Genomic DNA, 16733 nt, shown 5'->3' with positions numbered 1-16733 from the left:
GCAGGTCTCCGGCTGAGGGCGCGCGGGCAAGGATCGCACGAAGTCCTTAACGACGCCTTGATGCTGCAACCGCATAACTAACGTGGAGTTCCGCCCATGACAACGGAGCGTTCCGACATGACCGATGGGGCGGAGCAACAGGGCCGCAACCTTGAGTTGATCGAGGCCAACCGGAAGAAGATCGACGAGCTGACCAAGCGCCTCGTGGCGGTGATGAGCCGGCGGCGCAAGGTGCCCGCCGCCCTCCAGGGCCCGTCGCAGGAGCTCTACCTCAAGGCCGCGCAGGCCTGGATGGCCGAGGCGGTGGAGCATCCGGCCAAGATGATCGAGCTCCAGGCCGGCTACTGGGGCAGGACGCTCGCCCATTTCGCCGAGGCGCAGGCCGCGCTGGCCAAGGGACCGTTCAAGGCCCCCGAGGACCCGGGCCCCAAGGACCGCCGCTTCGCCAACCCGCTCTGGGACACGCATCCCTGGTTCAACTTCTGGAAGCAGCAATACCTCATCAACGCCGAGGCCGTGCAGAAGGCGGTCGATCAGACCGACGGCTTGTCGGACAAGGACAAGAAGCGTCTCCACTACTTCTCGCGGCAGATCGTGGACCTGCTCGCGCCCACGAACTTCCTCGCCACCAACCCCGACGCGCTGGAGCGCGCCATCGAGACGAACGGCCAGTCGCTGGTGGACGGCCTGACCAACCTCGTCAACGACCTGGAGCGCAACGACGGCGAGCTGATCGTGCGGCTGGCCGACGACAGCGCGTTCCAGGTGGGCGAGAACCTCGCCACCACGCCCGGCGAGGTGGTGTTCCGGAACCGGATGTTCGAGCTGATCCAATACACGCCCGCGACGGAGCAGGTGCGCGAGATCCCGCTGGTGATCTTTCCGCCCTGGATCAACAAGTTCTACGTCCTCGACCTCAAGGCGCAGAACTCCCTCATCAAGTGGATCGTGGACCAGGGCTTCACGCTCTTCGTGGTCTCCTGGGTGAACCCGGACCCGTCCTACAAGGACACGTCCCTGTCGAACTACGTCGAGGAGGGGTATCTGGCGGCGCTGCGCGAGGTGAAGGCGATCTGCGGGACGCAGAAGGTCAACGCCGTCGGCTACTGCATCGCCGGGACCACGCTGGCGCTGACGCTCGCCCTGCTCCGGAAGCGGGGCGATGCGTCGGTGAACTCGGCCACCTTCTTCACCGCGCTCACCGACTTCTCGGACCAGGGCGAGGTCGGGGTCTTCCTCGACGACGACTTCGTGGACGGCATCGAGAAGGAAGCGATGGAGAAGGGCATCCTGGAGGCGCTCTTCATGGCGCGGACGTTCAGCTACCTGCGCTCCAACGACCTGATCTACCAGCCCGCGATCCGCTCCTACATGATGGGGCAGACGCCGCCGGCCTTCGACCTCCTCTACTGGAACGGCGATTCGACCAACCTGCCCGCCAGGATGGCGGTCGAATACCTGCGCGGCCTCTGCCAGTCCGACCTGTTCGCGACCACCGGCTTCCCGATCTGCGGCGAGACGGTCCACATCTCGGAGGTTGGGGTGCCGGTCTGCGCCGTCGCCTGCGAGACCGACCACATCGCCGCCTGGAAGTCGTCCTATCGCGGCGTCCAGGCGATGGGGTCCGGGGACCGGACCTTCATCCTGTCCGAATCGGGCCATATCGCCGGGATCGTGAACCCGCCCTCCAAGCGCAAGTACGGCCACTGGACCGGCCACGACCTGTCTCTCCCGCCCGAGGACTGGCTGAAGTCCGCCGAGAAGCACGAGGGAAGCTGGTGGCCGCGCTGGGCCGAATGGCTGGCCGGCCGCTCGGGCGGGATGGTCGCCGCGCGCCCGCCCGGGGACGCCGCCCATCCGCCGATCGCCCCCGCGCCGGGAACCTACGTCCGCGCCGTCCCGGGCGCCGCGTGACCCTGCGGCAATCCGGCACGGGCGCGGGGTGGGCGCATCCCGCTGCGCCGCAGAGATCCCTCTTGCAATGCTGCACCGCAGCATACATATTCCTGCCACGATTCACGGGGGCGACGCCCTCGCCTCAAGCCGAAAGGAGCCTCCGATGGCCTCGACCGATTACGCCCAGATGATGAAGGACATGATGAGCAACTACCCCGTGGACACCTCCTCGATGGAGAACCTCGCCAAGTCCCAGGCCGCCCTGGCCGAGAAGATGTCCGCCGTCGCCATCGAGGCCGCGCAGAAGTCCACGGACCTGTCGGCCCGCTGGATGCAGGACACGCTGTCCAAGCTCTCGAACGTGACCACCGTCAAGTCCGAGCCCGCCGACTACGCCAAGGCCGTCACCGACTTCATGACGACCTCGGCCGAAGCCGCCGCCGAGCACGTGGCCGCCTTTGCCGAGATCGCCAAGCGCGTGCAGACCGAGACGCTGGAGCTGATGATGGCCGCCGGCAAGGACATGTCCGAGGACGTGACCGCCGCCGCCCGCAAGGCGGGCGCCGACTTCGCCACCGCCGCGCAGGCCGGTGCCAAGGTCGTGCCGACCTCGGTCTCGACGAACGTCTGATCCGTCGGGATCGACGCCGGTCCGCCCTCCTCCCGGCGGACCGCGAACTTGGGGCGGGCCCGTCGCGGGTCCGCCCTTTCTTTTTGCTCACGCGGGGCCTAGGCTCTTCGCAGCCGCAGCAATGGAGCCGTCCATGCCCGATCCCGACAAGCCGCTCCTCATCAAGCGCTACGCCAGCCGTCGGCTCTACAACACCGAGACGAGCGACTACGTGACACTGGAGGACATCGCGGTCTTCATCCGGCAGGGCAGGGATGTCCAGATCGTGGACCTCAAGTCCGGCGACGACCTGACGCGGCAATACCTCCTCCAGATCATCGCGGAGCACGAATCGCGCGGCGAGAACGTGCTGCCGACGGACGTTCTGACCTCGCTGGTCCGCAGCTACACGACGCAGGCGGCGACGGTGGTGCCCCAGTTCCTCGCCGCGAGCTTCGAGATGCTGCGCGAGGGGCAGTCGAAGATGATGGAGCAGATGACCAAGACGAACCCGATGGCCAAGCTGCCCGGCTTCGAGGCGATGCGCGCCCAGCAGGAGGCCTTCTTCAAGGCCATGACCAGCGGGCTGATGCCCGGCTCCTCCGGTCCCGCGAAGGACGAGGACGAGGCCAAGAAGCCCTGAGGCTTCTTCTGACCTCAAGTATCTTCGGGTGGGGCCGGGAGGGCAGACAGCCCTCCCGGCGGTCGGATCAGGCGACCTCGGCGAACACCTGGTCCAGCGCCCGGCCGAGCTTGGTGAACATCTCGTCCATCTGATCCTCGGTCATGATGAAGGGCGGGGCGAGGACGATGCTCTGGCCCAGCGGGCGGCAGATCAGCCCCTGGTCGGTGCAGGCGTTGGCGATGCGTTCGGAGACCGAGAGCTTGCCGTCGAAGGGGCGCTTGGTCGCCTTGTCGGCCACGGCCTCCAGCGCGCCCATCAGGCCGACGCCGCGCCATTCCCCGATGTTGGGGTGCTCGGCCAGCTTGGCCATGCCGGCCTGGAACTTCGGGGTCAGGCGCTTCACGTTGTCGGCCAGCCCTTCGTTCATCACCACGTCGATGGCCTTGAGCGCGATGGCGCAGCCGACCGGGTGGCCCGAGGCGGTGAAGCCGTGGGGGAACTCCTCGATGGCCTCCGAGGCGCGTTGCAGGCGGTCCGTCAGCTCCGGCCCCAGGATCACCGCGCCCATCGGGAAGAACCCGGCGGTGAGGTTCTTGGAGGAGATGATCGCGTCGGGCGTGAACCCATACGTCTCGCAGCCCCAGGTGTTGCCGGTGCGCCCGAAGCCGCAGATCACCTCGTCGGAGATGAGCGGGATGCCGTGCTTTCGCAGGATCGGCTGGATCGCCTGGAAGTAGCCCTCCGACGGGACGATCACGCCGCCCGCGCCCATGACGGGCTCGGCGACGAAGCCGGCGATGGTGTCGGCCCCCTCGCGCGCGATGACCTCCTCCAACTCCTGCGCCATGCGCTGGGTAAACTGCTCCTCCGTCTCGCCCTCGGCGCCGTTCTTCCAGTAGTGCGGGCAGGACAGGTGAATGAAGCCGGGGAGCGGCAGGCCGAACACGCCGTTGTAGGGCTTGCCGGTCATCGAGGCCGAGACGGCGGTGACGCCGTGGTAGGCGTTCACGCGGGTCAGGATCTTGCGGCGCTGCGGCTGCCCCTCGGCGGCCCAGAGGAACCAGAGCATCTTGACCACCGTGTCGTTCGCCTCGCTCCCTGAGTTGGTGTAGAACACCTTCCCGCTCTCGAACGGGGAGACCTCGACCAGCTTCTCGGACAGCATCACGGTCTGGTCGGACAGGCGACCGAAGAAGGCGTGGTAGCCGGGAAAACGGGCATACTGGTCCTGCGCCGCCTTGATGAGGCCGGGGTGGTCGAAGCCCGCCACCATGTTCCAGAGGCCCGAGTTGGCGTCGAGGTATTCGCGGCCCTGCACGTCGTAGACGTAGGGGCCTTCGCCATGGGTCAGGACGACCGCGCCCCGCTCCCGCACGCTCGGCAGGTCGGTGAAGCCGTAGAAGGTGGCGGCGTCGGCGCGCGCCTCCCAGGAGTTCGGGCTTGCGTCGTTCATGGCGGCTCTCCCTTGTGCTGCGTCCTGATTAACCCGTCTCTCGCGCCTCGAACAATGCGAGGCGGAGCGGGGGTCCGGGGAATCCGCGCAAGGGGCTTGCGCGGATCAGCGTGCGGGGCGGATGACCTTGCGTTCGCGATGTCGTGAGCGGGTCAGACGCCCAGCCTGTCCCGCAACGCATACCATGTCATCGCCAGCGTCAGGAGCGGCGCGCGGGCCACCGCGCCGCCGGGGAAGCGTGGCGTGGGCAGGAGCGCGAGCGCGTCGAAGCGGCCGGCCTGCCCAAGGATCGCCTCGGCCATGGCGCGGCCGGCGATGCCGGCGAGGGCGACGCCGTGGCCCGAGAAGCCGCCGCCCGACAGGATGTTGGGGGCGACCCGCAGCAGGAGCGGCAGCCGCGTCATGGTGATGCCGAGGGTGCCGCCCCAGACGTGCTCGATCCTCACGCCCGCGAGTTGCGGGAAGAGGGTGGCGAGACGCTGGCGGAGCGGACCGGCGATGTCGCGGGGGAAGCCCAAGCCGTAGCTCTCGCGCCCGCCGAAGAGGAAGCGGCGGTCCTCGCTGAAACGATAGTAGTTCACGACGAACTTGGAGTCGGCCACCGCGATGTCCTCGGCGAGGATGTCGGTCCAGCGGTTGCCGAGCGGCTCGGTCGCGCCGATGAAGCTGTTGATCGGCATGACGCGGGCGGCCACCTGCGGGTCGAGGTCGGGCATGTAGCCGTTGCCGGCGAGGATGACGTGATCGGCGCGCAGCTCCCCCGCTGCGGTTCTCAGGACGGCCGGCGTTCCCTTGTCGATGCCCAGCACCGTCGAGCCTTCGTGGATCACCGCGCCCGCGCGTTCGGCGGAGCGGGCCAGCGCGAGGGCGTAGCGCAGCGGGTGGACGTGGCCCGCGCCGCGGTCGAGGACGCCGCCGACATAGAGCGGCGATCTGATCAGCGAACGGAAGCGGTCGCGGTCCATGACCTCGATGGCGTCATAACCGTAGTGGCGGGCGAGATGCTCGGCGGCCTCGCGGGTGTCGCGGGCCTCGGCAGGCGAGTATTCGCCATGGGCGACGCCGGGGAGGTAGCGGGCCTCGGGCGCATGGGCCGCGCAGAAGTCGCGGAGCTGGCGCTTGCCCGCCTCGGCGATGTCCCAGACGGCGCGGGCGGCGCCCTGGCCCATGCGGGACTCCAGCTTGCGCTGGTCCCAGTTGAAGCCGGTGCCGACCTGACCGCCGTTGCGGCCCGAGGCGCCCCAGCCGACGCGGTGCGCCTCCAGCACGACGGGCTTGAGGCCCGCCTCGGCCAGCACCTTCGCCGCCCAGAGGCCGGTGTAGCCCGCGCCGACGATGGCCACGTCGGCGCGGTGGGAGCCCCGGAGCGGCGCGCGGGGGTCGGAGACCTCGGCGCTCGCGGCATACCACGAGGCGGGGTAGGCCCCGGCAACCGGGTCGTTGCGGGTCAGCGGGTCGCGGGGCATCAGACGTTGAGGAGCAGGTGCTCCCGCTCCCACGGGCTGATGACCTGAAGGAACTCGTCGTTCTCGGTGCGCTTGACGATGGAGTAGACGCGGGCGAACTCCTCGCCCAGGACGGACTGGAGGTCCTTGGAGTCCTCGAACAGGTCGAGCGCGTCCGAGAGGGAATAGGGAATCTCGGCGTCGGACTTGTAGGCGTCGCCCTCGAACATCGCGCCGGCGGGGGTCTGCTGCGTCATGCCCAGGTAGCCGCAGGCGAGCGAGGCGGCGATGCAGAGGTAGGGGTTGCAGTCCATGCCGGGCAGGCGGTTCTCGATCCGTCGCGCCTCGGGCGAGGAGACCGGGACGCGAAGGCCGGTGGTGCGGTTGTCGCGGCCCCATTCGAGGTTGATGGGCGCGGCGTGGTTGCGGACGTAGCGGCGGTAGCTGTTCACGTAAGGGGCGATCACCGCGATGGCGGCGGGCATGTGCCGCTGGAGGCCGCCCACGAAGTTCAGGAACTCGGGCGTCTCCTCGCCGTCCGGCCCGCAGAAGATGTTGCGTCCGCTGGCATCCAGAATGGAGTGGTGGACGTGCATCGCGGAGCCGGGCTCCCCCTCGATGGGCTTGGCCATGAAGGTCGCGAAGCAGTCGTGCTTGAGGGCGGCCTCGCGGATCAGGCGCTTGAAGAAGAACACGTCGTCGGCCAGCCGGATCGGGTCGCCGTGGCGAAGGTTGATCTCGAGCTGGCCCGCGCCGCCCTCCTGGGTGATGCCGTCGATCTCGATGCCCTGGATCTCGGCGTATTCGTAGATGTCGTCGATGACGGGGCCGTATTCGTCCACGGCGGTCATCGAATAGGCCTGGCGGGCGGCGGCGGGGCGGCCCGTGCGGCCCATCATGGGCAGGATCTCCTTGGCCGGGTCCACGTTCTTGCCGACGAGGTAGAACTCCATCTCGGGCGCGACGATGGGGGTCCAGCCGCGTTCGCGGTAGAGGGCGACCACGCGCTTGAGCACGTTGCGGGGGGCGACGCCGACCGGGTTGCCGGCCATGTCGTAGGCGTCGTGGATGACCTGGAGCGTGCCGTCCGCCGCCCAGGGCGTCGCGGTGGCGGTGTCGAGGTCGGGGCGGAGCGTCATGTCGGGCTCGGTAAAGCCGTCGGTCGCGGCCTCGGCCCAGTCGCCGGTGATCGTCTGGAAGAAGATCGAGTTCGGCAGGTGGAAATACTGCTGCCGTTCCCACTTGGCGGCCGGGACCGCCTTGCCGCGCGCGATGCCGGGGAAGTCGGCGATCACGCATTCCACCTCGTCCAGGCGGTTGTTGTCGAGGTAGGTCCGCGCGGCGGCGGGGATCTTGTCCAGCCAGCTCATGCGGCGGTCCTTTCGTGGAAGAAGCGCGCGATGCGGTCCGCGAGGCGGGCGTCGTCCAGCGGGGCATCGAGGCTCGCCTTGGCGGCGTCGAGGAGCGGATCGGGGACGAGGCCGCGCCCGCGTTTCTCGATCATCTCGGCGACGAAGCCGTTGGGAAACTCGGGGTGGGCCTGCACGGTCAGGATGCGGTCGCCGTAGAGGAGGGCGGCGTTCTCGCAGAAGGGGGAGGAGGCGAGGACGGTGGCGCCCTCGGGGCGCTGCGTCACCTGGTCCTGGTGCCAGGCGTTGAGAGCGAGCCGTTCGCCGTTCCAGTCGTATTCGGTGCGCCCCACCGACCAGCCGCCGGGGAATTTCTCGACGCGGCCGCCGAGCGCCTGGGCGACGATCTGGTGGCCGAAGCAGACGCCGACGAGCGGGACGTTCGCGGCGTGGATGTCGCGGATCAACTGCTCCAGCGGGGGAATCCAGGGGTGGTCCTCGTAGGCGCCATGGCGGGAGCCGGTGATGAGCCAGCCCTCGGCCGCGTGGGGGCCTTGGGGAAACTCGCCGTCCACCACGGCCCAGGTGCGGAAGTCGAGGTCGCGGTCGCGGAGGAGGCGCTGGAAGAGGTCGGGGTAGTCGCCATGGGACGGCCGCAGCGCGTCGGGCGCGTGGCCGGTTTGCAGGATGCCGATCAGCATGGGGGTCTCGTGTTGGGACGAGCCTTGCCTACGCCCGTCCCCGGGGGGGTCGTCAACCCCCCAAGGGCGGGGTGAGTCCATGACCCTCCCGGGCCGCGCGGGCGTTCTGCCGACGCGCGGCCCGGGGGGCATGGGGCCGTGGTGCCGGATTGACTGCCCGGCCCACGGGAGGCGCGTGCACGACGCGCCGGCGGCTGGGGCCTTGCGGTTGCCCAGGGGGCGACGGGGGGAGCGGTCCCGTCGCGCTGTCAAACAGACCGACCGGGGGCGGGGGGCCTCCGGCGCGGGGGGAGGCCGCGTGGGCGGGCCTCAAGGGATGGGCGGGGCGGAGGGCAGACTCCGGGCCGCGTGGGAGGGAGAATCGCACGGGGGCGTTAACGGGGCCTGACAGCAACGGGCGTTGCGTGTTGCGTGGCCTTTTAGGGAATGGGGGACCGGGAAGCGGCGGCTCCGCTGGCGTGGGCGGGGGGCCATCCCTGCAGCGCGCGGCGCGGGCGGAGGCGGGGCTTGCGTATTTGGGCCAAGTTGAGAGGGCGGCGCGGGCGTGGGGGGCCGCCGGCGCGCGGCGGGGTGGAGCCCCACCCTGCGAAGGACCGGGCCGGGTTCGCCTTGGCGGCGGGCGGGGCGGGCCTTGCCTACCGGGCGGGGACGGCCCGCGCGGCGTCGTCGTTGGCCTCCCAGGCCGCGCGGGTGAGGCGCCAGCAGGTCCACTCGGCCGGCATCCCGGCGAGGTCGAGCACGGCGTCGTGGTCGTGGAGGGCGCCGAGCTTGGCGGTGGCGCGCCGGGAGCGGAGGTTGGTGGGGGCGATGTGGAACCAGACCTCGGGGAAGGTCTGGAAGGCGTGGGCGAGCATGAGGCGCTTCATCTCGCGGTTCACCGCGCCACCCCAGTGGGCGCGGTCGAGGAAGGTGAAGCCGATGGCGATGGATTCGGGCCGGTCGGGCGGGACGTAGAAGCGGGACGCGCCGATGATGCGGTTCGAGGCGCGGTCGATGACGGCGAGGGTGCCGCCCGCCTTCAGGAGAACGTCGAAGTAGGGGTCGAAGGCCGCGCGGAGGTGGCGGTCGCGGGCGGGGTGGCCGGCCCAGGTCCCGGGGTCGCTGGCGGCGGCGTGGAGGGCGTCGCGGTCGGAGGCGGCGAGGGGGCGGAGGCGGAGGGCCGGGGATTCGAGGGTGGGGGCGAGGTCGAAGGCGGTCATGCGGGGGTCCGGTGCGCTGCGCGCGGCGGTGGGCAAGTCCCTTGGCAGGGACTTGCGCCGGGGGAAGGGGGCGGCTCAGACGGTGTCGAGATACAGTTCGAGCTGCTGACGGGGGGTCAGCTCCTTCATGTAGTGGAGCTCCTGCCGCTTGGTCATGACGAAGTTGTCGATGATCTGCGGGGCGAAGACGCGGCGGGCGAAGGCGCTGTGCTCGAAGGCGTCGATGGCCTGCTCCCAGGTGTCGGGGATCTGGGCCATGTCCTGCTCGTAGGCGTTGCCGATGATCGGCGGCGGCGGCTGGAGGCCGTCCTCGATGCCCACCAGCGCCGAGCCGAGGACGGCGGCGAGGAACAGGTAGGGGTTCACGTCGCCGCCCGCCACCCGATGCTCCACCCGCCGCGCCCCGAGGCTGCCGCCGGGGACGCGGACCGAGGCGGTGCGGTTGTCGTAGGCCCAGCAGATGCCGGTGGGGGCGTGGGATTCCGGGACCAGCCGTTCGTAGCTGTTGGCGTGGGGGGCGAAGACCAGCGCCAGTTCCGGGATGCCCTTGAGGCAGCCGGCGATGGCGTTGTGGAGGAGCGGCGTCCCCTCGTGGGTGCCGTCGGCGAAGACGTTGCGCCCCTCGGCGTCCAGCACCGAGAAGTGGGTGTGGAGGCCGTTGCCGGCGTAGTCCTCGTAGGGCTTGGCCATGAAGCTCGCGGCGAAGCCGTGGTTGCGGGCGAGGCCGCGCACGAGCTGCTTGAACAGCCAGGCGTCGTCGGCGGCCTTGAGCGCGTCGGGGACGTGGCTCAGGTTGATCTCGAACTGGCCCAGGCCGACCTCGCTGATCGCCGCCTCGGCCGGGATGTCCATGGCGTCGCAGGCGTCATACAGGTCGTTGAAGAACAGGTCGAAGGCGTCCAGCGCCCGCAGGGACAGGATCTCGGCCCCCGGGCGGCGCTTGCCGGAGCGGGGGGAGGGGGGCTGGCGGATCTCGGAGCCGGAGTCGTCCACGAGGTAGAACTCCATCTCGGTGGCGACGCAGGGGGTGAGGCCGCGCGCCCTGTAGCGGTCCACCACCGCCCGCAGGGCGTGGCGGGGGTCGCCGTCGAAGGGCTGGCCGTCCTCGGTGAACATCCACATCGGCAGGAGCGCCGAGGGCACCTGGAGCCAGGGCATCGGGACGTAGCCGCGCTCGGTGGGCCGGAGCACCCCGTCGGGGTCGCCGATCTCGAAGACGAGGGGGGAGTCCTCCACGTCCTCGCCCCAGATGTCGAGGTTGAGGACCGAGAGGGGGAAGCGGGTGCCGTCCTCCTCGATCTTGCGGGCGAAGCGGACGGGGACGCGCTTGCCGCGCGCCTGGCCGTTGAGGTCGATGGCGCCGCAGCGGACGGCGCGGACCTCCGGGTGCTGGTCGAGCCAGCTCATGGGTCACCTGTTGGGTTTGGGCAAGGTTGTCAGGGCGTGTCGGGCCGACGGCTTACCACCGTGGGGGCCATGTCATCGGATCACCTGGAACTTGGCCCTCCAGCGTCCCGAGGGGGAGGGCAGGTGGCGGTTGAGCCTCTGCGACCCGAGCCAGAACAGGCCCACGATGGATAGGGTCACGAGGATGAAATACCCCGCGAGGATGGGGTAGGGGACGAAGGGGTTGAAGGTCTTGTCGGCGAAGTACTGCGCGTAGTAGAGCGCGTCCCCCTTCTGCTGGATCGCCGGGAAGCCCGAGACGAACACCAGCGCCGTGGCGTGGAAGAGGAAGATCGCCTCGTTGGTGTAGGCGGGCCAGGCGAGGCGCAGCATGGTCGGGAAGGTGATGCGGCGGAACTTGGTCCAGCCGGTCAGGCCGTAGGCGTCCGCCGCCTCCAGGTCGCCGCGCGGGATCGCCTGGAGCGCGCCGCGGAAGATCTCGGCCGAGTAGCCGGCGGTGTTGAGGAACAGCACCAGCGTCGCGCCGAGCCAGGCCGAGGTGAGCGGGTCGGCCCAGTCGAAGCGGCCCTTGAGCGACAGGAACAGGAAATAGGCGAAGAAGAACTGGATGAAGAGCGGCGAGCCCCGGAACAGGAAGATGAACCAGCCGGCCGGGCGGCGCAGCCAGGGGCTGTCCGAGGTCCGCGCCAGCGCCACGGCGACCGCGAGGACGAAGCCGGCGCCGAGCGCGACCGCGCCGAAGTAGAGGTTCCAGATCATCCCCGAGCCGATCAGCGTCGCCTGCTGGCAGAGCGTGAAGTCGGTGGTGGGCAGCGCCCGTTCGCCGTAGCCCAGCGAGCGGAGGGCGTAGGCCCCGAGGGTGTCCCAGCAGCTCATGCCGCGCCCCCCAGCGCCGCCTTGCGCTGCGCCTCGCCGCCGGCGATGGCCTGCCCGTGGGTGAGCCGGCGCATCAGGCGGTCGAGCGCGATCTCGGACAGGCGGGTGAAGGCGAGGTAGAAGCAGAGCAGGAACAGGAAGTACCACATCCGCCAGTCGCCGTGCGGGTAGTCGGTGAACTGCGGGGTCTTGGAGCCACCGAGGTCGCGGGCCCAGTAGACGATGTCCTCCACGCCGAGGAGGAACAGGAGGGGGCTGGCCTTGACCAGCACCAGCCAGAGGTTCGACAGGCCCGGCAGCGCGTAGACCCACATCTGCGGGACGAGGACGCGCCAGAAGGCCTGGGCGTGGGTCATGCCGTAGGCCTCGGCGGTTTCCATCTGCGCGCGGGGGACGGCCTTCATCGCGCCGAAGAGGACGCTGGCCGCGAAGGCGCCGAAGACGATGGCGAAGGTCAGGACGGCGAGGGCGAAGCCGTAGGCCTCGTGGAACCATTGGGGGGCGTTCGACAGCGGCAGCTTGGCGGCGTCGCAGACCACGAAGTCGCTGCCCCGGTAGACGGGCCCGTCCCAGTCCGGGCACTTGATCCGGTGGCGGAGGTATTCGAGCCCCTGGTCGAGCGCGATCACGAAGAACAGGAAGAACACGATGTCGGGCACGCCGCGCACGACGGCGATGTAGGCCCGGCCGATCCACGACAGCGGCGCGACCCGCGAGCGGGCGAGCATCGCGCCGCCGAAGCCCAGGGCCAGCGCGACCGGCGCGGTCACGAGCAGCAGCAGGAGCACCGTCCCGAAGGAGCCGTAGAAGTTCAGGTGCTTGCCGGTCGTGAGGTAGCAGGCCAGCCACGACAGGCCGGAGAGCGCGGACGGGTCGGAGCAGTCGGGCAGCATCAGGCGCGGGCTCCGTGCTGGGCGGCGCGGGGGGCGGCGGTCTCGATCCGGGGGCGTCGGAGGCTCATGGCGGGGGGTGGGACGCCCGCGAGGGGGCGTCCCGGTCCTTTCCTACTGGGTGGCGGCGTCGTAGCTCGGGGGCTCCTCGCCGGGGAACCACTTGCCGAGCAGGGCATTCAGCGTGCCGTCCGCCTTCATGGCGGCGATGGCGCCGTCGAGCGCGTCGCGCAAGCCCGCGTCGCTCTCGCGCAGGCCGGCGCCGATGCCGCCGCCGAGGGGCACGCCCTCGCCCACGAAGGCCAGATCGCCGCCCGAGGCCTCGACGATGGGCACGAGGAAGTCGTAGTCGGCGAACACCGCGTCGGCCTCGCCGTTGCGGACGGCGGCGACGGTCTCCTCGGGGGTGGCGTATTCCACCAGCGTCGCCCCGGTGGTGGCGATGTAGCCGGCCTGGATGGTCGTGGACTGGGCGGCGACGGTGGCGGCGGTCACATCCACGTCGGGCGAGCGCGCGACATAGGCCGAGGCGGTCGGCGGGTAGTAGTCCTGGGTGAAGTCGATCACCTCGTCCCGTTCGGGGGTGATGCTCATGCCGGCCATGATGACGTCGTAGTTGCCGGACACGAGGTTGGGGATGATCGAATCCCAGTCGTTCTGGACGAACTCGCAGGTGAGCTGGGCGCGGGCGCAGATCTCGCGCCCGAGCTCGATCTCGAAGCCGTCGAGGTTCCCCGCGTCGTCGAGGAAGTTGTAGGGCGGGTAGGCGCCCTCGGTGCCGATCCGCACCACGTCCTGGGCGAAGGCTCCGCCGGCGGCGAGCGCCAGGACCGAGGCGAGGAGAAGTCGAGTCATTCTGTGGTTCCCTGTGCTGTCGAGCGGTTCGTGTCAGGCGGCCTGCGTGGCCGACAGGAAGCCCCGGAGCCGCTCGGTCCGGGGGTCGCGGAAGAGCCGGTCGGGAGGGCCTTCCTCCTCGATCCGGCCCTTGTGGAGGAACACGACATGATCGGCGACATCCGCCGCGAGCCTCATGTCGTGGGTGACGATGAGCATGGTCCGCCCCTCGGCGGCCAGCGCCTTGATGACGCGGACGACCTCCTGCTCCAGCTCGGGGTCGAGCGCGGAGGTGGGCTCGTCGAACAGCAGCGCCCTGGGCTCCATGCACAGCGCCCGCGCGATGGCGGCGCGCTGCTGCTGGCCGCCGGACAACTGGGCGGGCCAGGCGTCGGCCTTGTCGCCGATGCCGACCTTGTCGAGATAGGCGCGGGCGGCGGCCTCCACCTCGGCGCGGTCGCGCCGGAGCACGGTGACGGGCGCCTCCATGACGTTCTGGAGGATCGTGAGGTGGGACCAGAGGTTGAAGCTCTGGAACACCATCGACAGGTTGGTGCGGATGCGGACCACCTGCGCGCGGTCGGCGGGGCGGCGGGACTGGCCCTGGCCGCGCCATCGGACGGGCTCGCCGCAGAAGACCACCTCGCCCTGCTGGCTGTCCTCCAGGAGGTTGCAGCAGCGCAGCAGCGTGGACTTGCCCGAGCCCGAGGAGCCGATCATGGCGACGACGTGCCCCTGGGGGGCCGTGATGTCCACGCCCCGGAGCACTTCGAGCTGGCCGTAGGCCTTGTGGAGGTTGCGGATCTCGAGGACCGGCGCGGCGTTGGTCGTCACGTTGGCTTCCCTGTGTCCGGGCAAGCTGACGCCATTTGCCGGGCAAATGCAACGATTTCGGGCGCAAGGGCCCGTGACGTGGGGTGACGGGCGGGCGGAGGGGGCCGCGGGGCGGGCCGGGGTCCCCGGATCGCCCGCCGGCCGGGCAGGTCCGCCCGCGGGGAAGGCGACGGGCGGCAAGGCAGCGGGCGGGGCGGTCAGGCCCGCCGCGCCTCCACCCGCTGGCGGGCCAGCGCGCTGTCGGCGTCCTCCACCCCCAGCATCGGCGCGACCAGCCGCAGGAGCCCGTCCTCGTCGGCGCTGCGCGCGCCGTCGGCCAGCGCCACGTCCCAGAGCGCCTCGATCACGCCCAGGCGGTCGTCGTAGGGGACGTGCTCCTTGATGGCGCGGGTGAAGCGCACGGTGTCGGGGGCCTCCTCCTCCAGCGTCTCGGCGCCGGTCCGCAGGCGGACGGCCTCGAAGGGCGAGAGGCCGAAGCGGGCGCGCAGCACGGCGTCGATGCGGGCGGTCTCGGCCGGCGTGTAGTGGTCGTCGGCGCGGGCGACGCGCACGAGCAGCGCCGCGAGCGCGAGGCGGGCGTCGGGGTCGGCCAGGGTCGCGGGGGCGGGGTCGAGGAGGCGGCGGAGGAGGGATTCGAACATGGCACCGCAGATATGGCGCGGGGGGCGGTCAGGAAAGGGGTCGGAGCGTCGCGAAGCGGTCGGACAGCCAGGCGGCGCGCTCGGCCATGCGCCAGGGCGGGTTGACGGCGAAGACGCCCGAGCCCGTCATGCCGTGCCCCGGCCGCGCGGGCGGGAAGCGGACCTCGTGGCGGAGCGCCTGCGGGAAGGACCGTTCCAGCCGGGCGAGCATGGGGAGGTGGCGGTCGTCGGCGAGGAGAGGATACCAGAGCAGGAGGACGCCGACGTTCCAGCGGCGGTGCACCTTCTCCAGCAGGTCGGGGATCGTGGCATACTCCTCCTTCACCTCCCAGGAGGGATCGACCAGGAGGAGGCCCCGGCGCGGGTCGGGCGGGGCGAGCGACAGCGCCATGCGCGCGCCGTCCTGCCGCAGCACCCGCGCGCCATGGGGGAGGAGGTGATGCTCCAGCGCCTCGCCCTCGCGCGGGTGCAGCTCGGCCAGGGTCAGGCGGTCCTGCGGGCGCAGGGACAGGGCCGCGACGAGGGGGGAGCCCGGATAGGCGCGGGGGCCGTGGAGCCGGCGCGTCCGGTGCAGCACGCGGGCGTAGGGGTCGGCGGGGGGGAACCAGCCCTCGACCCGCTCGATGCCCGCCCGCGCCTCGCCGGTCTTGATCGCCTCGGGGGCCGCGAGGTCGTAGAGGCCGCGACCGGCGTGGGTTTCGAGATAGGAGAGCGGCTTGTCCTTGCGCGCCATCTCCGCCAGCGCCCAGGCGAGGAGGGCGTGCTTCTGGACATCGGCGAGGTTCCCGGCGTGGTAGCCGTGCTGGTAGGAGAGCATGGGCCCCGAGGTAGCATCGCCCGGGCCGAAGGGGGAGGGGCGGTCGCGCGCCGTGAGGGCTGGAAGCGCGGGCCGTGTCAGTCCGCGCTCCGCTCCCCGGCGAAGGCCGCCGCCGCCGCCGGATGGAGCGGCGCGGTCAGGCCGGCGTCCCGCATGGCGTCGGGGCCGAGCCCGGCGAGCAGCGGCTCCTCGCGCCGCAGGCGGGGCAGGCCGCGCAGCGCCGCGCGCACGAAGGCCCCGACCACCACCGGGTCGGCGTCCGCCCGCGCGACCACGGTCGCCCGCACCGCCACGGTGGGCCGGTCCGGCCCGGCCAGCCCATAGGCCGCCGCCGGCACCCGCGAGGCGGCGAGGTCGCCCCGCTCCAGCAGGCCCGCCAGCTCGGGCCCCGCCACCGGCACCAGCGCCACGTCGCATTCGGCCAGCACGCGGGCCACCGCCGCGCTGGGATGGCCCACCACGAGGAGGGCGGCGTCGATGCTGCCCGCGCAGAGCTGGTCCAGGGAGGAGGCCGTGGCCAGCTCCACGGTCCCGGCGAGGTCCTCCGCGCCGATCCCGAAGGCCGCCATGAGCTGCGCGAGCGTCGCCCGCCGCCCCGAGGCCGGGGGCCCGAGGTCCAGCCGCCGCCCCCGGAGGTCGCCGAAGCCCGCGATGCCCGCGCCGCCGCGCGCCAGGAGCGTCGCCTGCTCCTCGTGGAGCGAGAGCACGCTCCGCAGCTCGGTCATGGGCGCGTCGAGCGGGGGCCGCCCCTCCCAGGCGGCGCGCTGCCAGTCGGACTGGACGATGGCGAGGTCGAGCTGCCCCTGCCGCAGCGCCAGCAGGTTGTAGATCGAGCCCGGCGTCGTCTCGGGCGAGCAGCGCGCCCGTGGCCCCGTGGCCTCGTTGGCGAGCCGGCAGAGCGCCTCGGCCACCCGCCAGTAGCCGCCGTCGAGGTCGGCCGTGCCGATCGAGTAGACGGTCATCTCCTGCGCCGCCGCGCCCCCCGACCCCAGGAGCGCCGCCGCCGCCACCGCCCAGGCCGCCCACCGGCCCCTCGCCCCTGCCCCCACGCCGCCCCTCCTTCGCCCGCCGGACGTGCAAGCCTAGACGATCCTCTTGCCGCTGCGGAAGCCCGGGCTTGCGTCCCATGCGGCTTTGTCTAGCATCCAGGGCGGAA

At 71.2% G+C, this 16733-nt stretch carries 16 protein-coding genes; 3 read left to right on the top strand and 13 right to left on the bottom strand.

Annotated features, from left to right (window positions below; translation table 11 throughout):
• The first annotated feature begins 117 nt into the window (after nt 1-117).
• From phaC to phaR, 3 genes are all read left to right on the top strand, one after another.
• Nucleotides 118-1914, top strand: coding sequence for a class I poly(R)-hydroxyalkanoic acid synthase (gene phaC / locus J2Z33_RS02920; protein WP_245218509.1), 1797 nt, complete (start codon nt 118-120; stop codon nt 1912-1914).
• A 145-nt stretch (nt 1915-2059) separates the two neighbouring features.
• On the top strand, nt 2060-2527 hold the full coding sequence (locus tag J2Z33_RS02915; RefSeq protein WP_209837727.1) for a phasin family protein: 468 nt from the start codon (nt 2060-2062) through the stop codon (nt 2525-2527).
• A 133-nt stretch (nt 2528-2660) separates the two neighbouring features.
• Entirely contained in the window at nt 2661-3149 is a 489-nt protein-coding gene (phaR, locus tag J2Z33_RS02910) for a polyhydroxyalkanoate synthesis repressor PhaR (RefSeq protein ID WP_209837725.1), read from the top strand.
• A 67-nt stretch (nt 3150-3216) separates the two neighbouring features.
• Here phaR and J2Z33_RS02905 read toward each other — a convergent pair whose 3' ends face one another.
• The 13 genes from J2Z33_RS02905 to J2Z33_RS02845 all read right to left on the bottom strand — a co-directional run bounded on the left by J2Z33_RS02905 (nt 3217) and on the right by J2Z33_RS02845 (nt 16626).
• The gene (locus J2Z33_RS02905; protein ID WP_209837724.1) at nt 3217-4584 is read right to left on the bottom strand and encodes an aminotransferase; all 1368 of its coding nucleotides are present in this window, start codon (nt 4582-4584) and stop codon (nt 3217-3219) included.
• 152 nt (nt 4585-4736) lie between these two features.
• Nucleotides 4737-6050, bottom strand: a complete 1314-nt coding sequence (locus tag J2Z33_RS02900) for an NAD(P)/FAD-dependent oxidoreductase (RefSeq protein WP_209837722.1) — start codon at nt 6048-6050, stop codon at nt 4737-4739.
• Nucleotides 6050-7399, bottom strand: a complete 1350-nt coding sequence (locus J2Z33_RS02895) for a glutamine synthetase family protein (RefSeq protein ID WP_209837720.1) — start codon at nt 7397-7399, stop codon at nt 6050-6052. The genes J2Z33_RS02900 and J2Z33_RS02895 overlap by 1 nt, the downstream gene beginning before the upstream one ends.
• The gene (locus J2Z33_RS02890) at nt 7396-8079 is read right to left on the bottom strand and encodes a type 1 glutamine amidotransferase (protein ID WP_209837718.1); all 684 of its coding nucleotides are present in this window, start codon (nt 8077-8079) and stop codon (nt 7396-7398) included. Before J2Z33_RS02890 ends, J2Z33_RS02895 begins: the two co-directional genes overlap by 4 nt.
• A gap of 635 nt (nt 8080-8714) precedes the next feature.
• Nucleotides 8715-9278, bottom strand: coding sequence for a GNAT family N-acetyltransferase (locus tag J2Z33_RS02885; protein WP_209837716.1), 564 nt, complete (start codon nt 9276-9278; stop codon nt 8715-8717).
• Between the two features lie 75 nt (nt 9279-9353).
• Nucleotides 9354-10685, bottom strand: a complete 1332-nt coding sequence (locus J2Z33_RS02880) for a glutamine synthetase family protein (protein ID WP_209837714.1) — start codon at nt 10683-10685, stop codon at nt 9354-9356.
• 72 nt (nt 10686-10757) lie between these two features.
• Entirely contained in the window at nt 10758-11561 is an 804-nt protein-coding gene (locus J2Z33_RS02875; protein ID WP_209837712.1) for an ABC transporter permease, read from the bottom strand.
• The gene (locus tag J2Z33_RS02870) at nt 11558-12454 is read right to left on the bottom strand and encodes an ABC transporter permease (protein ID WP_209837711.1); all 897 of its coding nucleotides are present in this window, start codon (nt 12452-12454) and stop codon (nt 11558-11560) included. Before J2Z33_RS02870 ends, J2Z33_RS02875 begins: the two co-directional genes overlap by 4 nt.
• A 111-nt stretch (nt 12455-12565) precedes the next feature.
• Nucleotides 12566-13306 carry a transporter substrate-binding domain-containing protein gene (locus J2Z33_RS02865; protein WP_209837708.1) on the bottom strand — a complete coding sequence of 247 codons (741 nt, stop codon included), beginning with the start codon at nt 13304-13306 and terminating at the stop codon, nt 12566-12568.
• Between the two features lie 33 nt (nt 13307-13339).
• On the bottom strand, nt 13340-14119 hold the full coding sequence (locus tag J2Z33_RS02860) for an ABC transporter ATP-binding protein (protein WP_209837706.1): 780 nt from the start codon (nt 14117-14119) through the stop codon (nt 13340-13342).
• Nucleotides 14120-14316: 197 nt separating this feature from the next.
• The gene (locus J2Z33_RS02855) at nt 14317-14760 is read right to left on the bottom strand and encodes a tellurite resistance TerB family protein (protein WP_209837704.1); all 444 of its coding nucleotides are present in this window, start codon (nt 14758-14760) and stop codon (nt 14317-14319) included.
• A gap of 28 nt (nt 14761-14788) precedes the next feature.
• Nucleotides 14789-15577, bottom strand: a complete 789-nt coding sequence (rlmJ, locus tag J2Z33_RS02850; RefSeq protein WP_209837703.1) for a 23S rRNA (adenine(2030)-N(6))-methyltransferase RlmJ — start codon at nt 15575-15577, stop codon at nt 14789-14791.
• A gap of 77 nt (nt 15578-15654) precedes the next feature.
• Nucleotides 15655-16626, bottom strand: a complete 972-nt coding sequence (locus tag J2Z33_RS02845) for a TAXI family TRAP transporter solute-binding subunit (protein ID WP_209837701.1) — start codon at nt 16624-16626, stop codon at nt 15655-15657.
• Nucleotides 16627-16733: the final 107 nt, after the last annotated feature.

Source organism: Rubellimicrobium aerolatum (assembly GCF_017872975.1).
GTDB classification, from domain to species: domain Bacteria; phylum Pseudomonadota; class Alphaproteobacteria; order Rhodobacterales; family Rhodobacteraceae; genus Rubellimicrobium; species Rubellimicrobium aerolatum.
This window is presented reverse-complemented; position numbering and strand designations above follow the sequence as displayed.

Bases quoted from the DNA above. Each gene is read 5' to 3' on its own strand.
- phaC (WP_245218509.1), top strand. From the start codon at position 118: ATGACCGATGGGGCGGAGCAACAGGGCCGCAACCTTGAGTTGATCGAG.
- J2Z33_RS02915 (WP_209837727.1), top strand. From the start codon at position 2,060: ATGGCCTCGACCGATTACGCCCAGATGATGAAGGACATGATGAGCAAC.
- phaR (WP_209837725.1), top strand. From the start codon at position 2,661: ATGCCCGATCCCGACAAGCCGCTCCTCATCAAGCGCTACGCCAGCCGT.
- J2Z33_RS02905 (WP_209837724.1), bottom strand. From the start codon at position 4,584: ATGAACGACGCAAGCCCGAACTCCTGGGAGGCGCGCGCCGACGCCGCC.
- J2Z33_RS02900 (WP_209837722.1), bottom strand. From the start codon at position 6,050: ATGCCCCGCGACCCGCTGACCCGCAACGACCCGGTTGCCGGGGCCTAC.
- J2Z33_RS02895 (WP_209837720.1), bottom strand. From the start codon at position 7,399: ATGAGCTGGCTGGACAAGATCCCCGCCGCCGCGCGGACCTACCTCGAC.
- J2Z33_RS02890 (WP_209837718.1), bottom strand. From the start codon at position 8,079: ATGCTGATCGGCATCCTGCAAACCGGCCACGCGCCCGACGCGCTGCGG.
- J2Z33_RS02885 (WP_209837716.1), bottom strand. From the start codon at position 9,278: ATGACCGCCTTCGACCTCGCCCCCACCCTCGAATCCCCGGCCCTCCGC.
- J2Z33_RS02880 (WP_209837714.1), bottom strand. From the start codon at position 10,685: ATGAGCTGGCTCGACCAGCACCCGGAGGTCCGCGCCGTCCGCTGCGGC.
- J2Z33_RS02875 (WP_209837712.1), bottom strand. From the start codon at position 11,561: ATGAGCTGCTGGGACACCCTCGGGGCCTACGCCCTCCGCTCGCTGGGC.
- J2Z33_RS02870 (WP_209837711.1), bottom strand. From the start codon at position 12,454: ATGCTGCCCGACTGCTCCGACCCGTCCGCGCTCTCCGGCCTGTCGTGG.
- J2Z33_RS02865 (WP_209837708.1), bottom strand. From the start codon at position 13,306: ATGACTCGACTTCTCCTCGCCTCGGTCCTGGCGCTCGCCGCCGGCGGA.
- J2Z33_RS02855 (WP_209837704.1), bottom strand. From the start codon at position 14,760: ATGTTCGAATCCCTCCTCCGCCGCCTCCTCGACCCCGCCCCCGCGACC.
- rlmJ (WP_209837703.1), bottom strand. From the start codon at position 15,577: ATGCTCTCCTACCAGCACGGCTACCACGCCGGGAACCTCGCCGATGTC.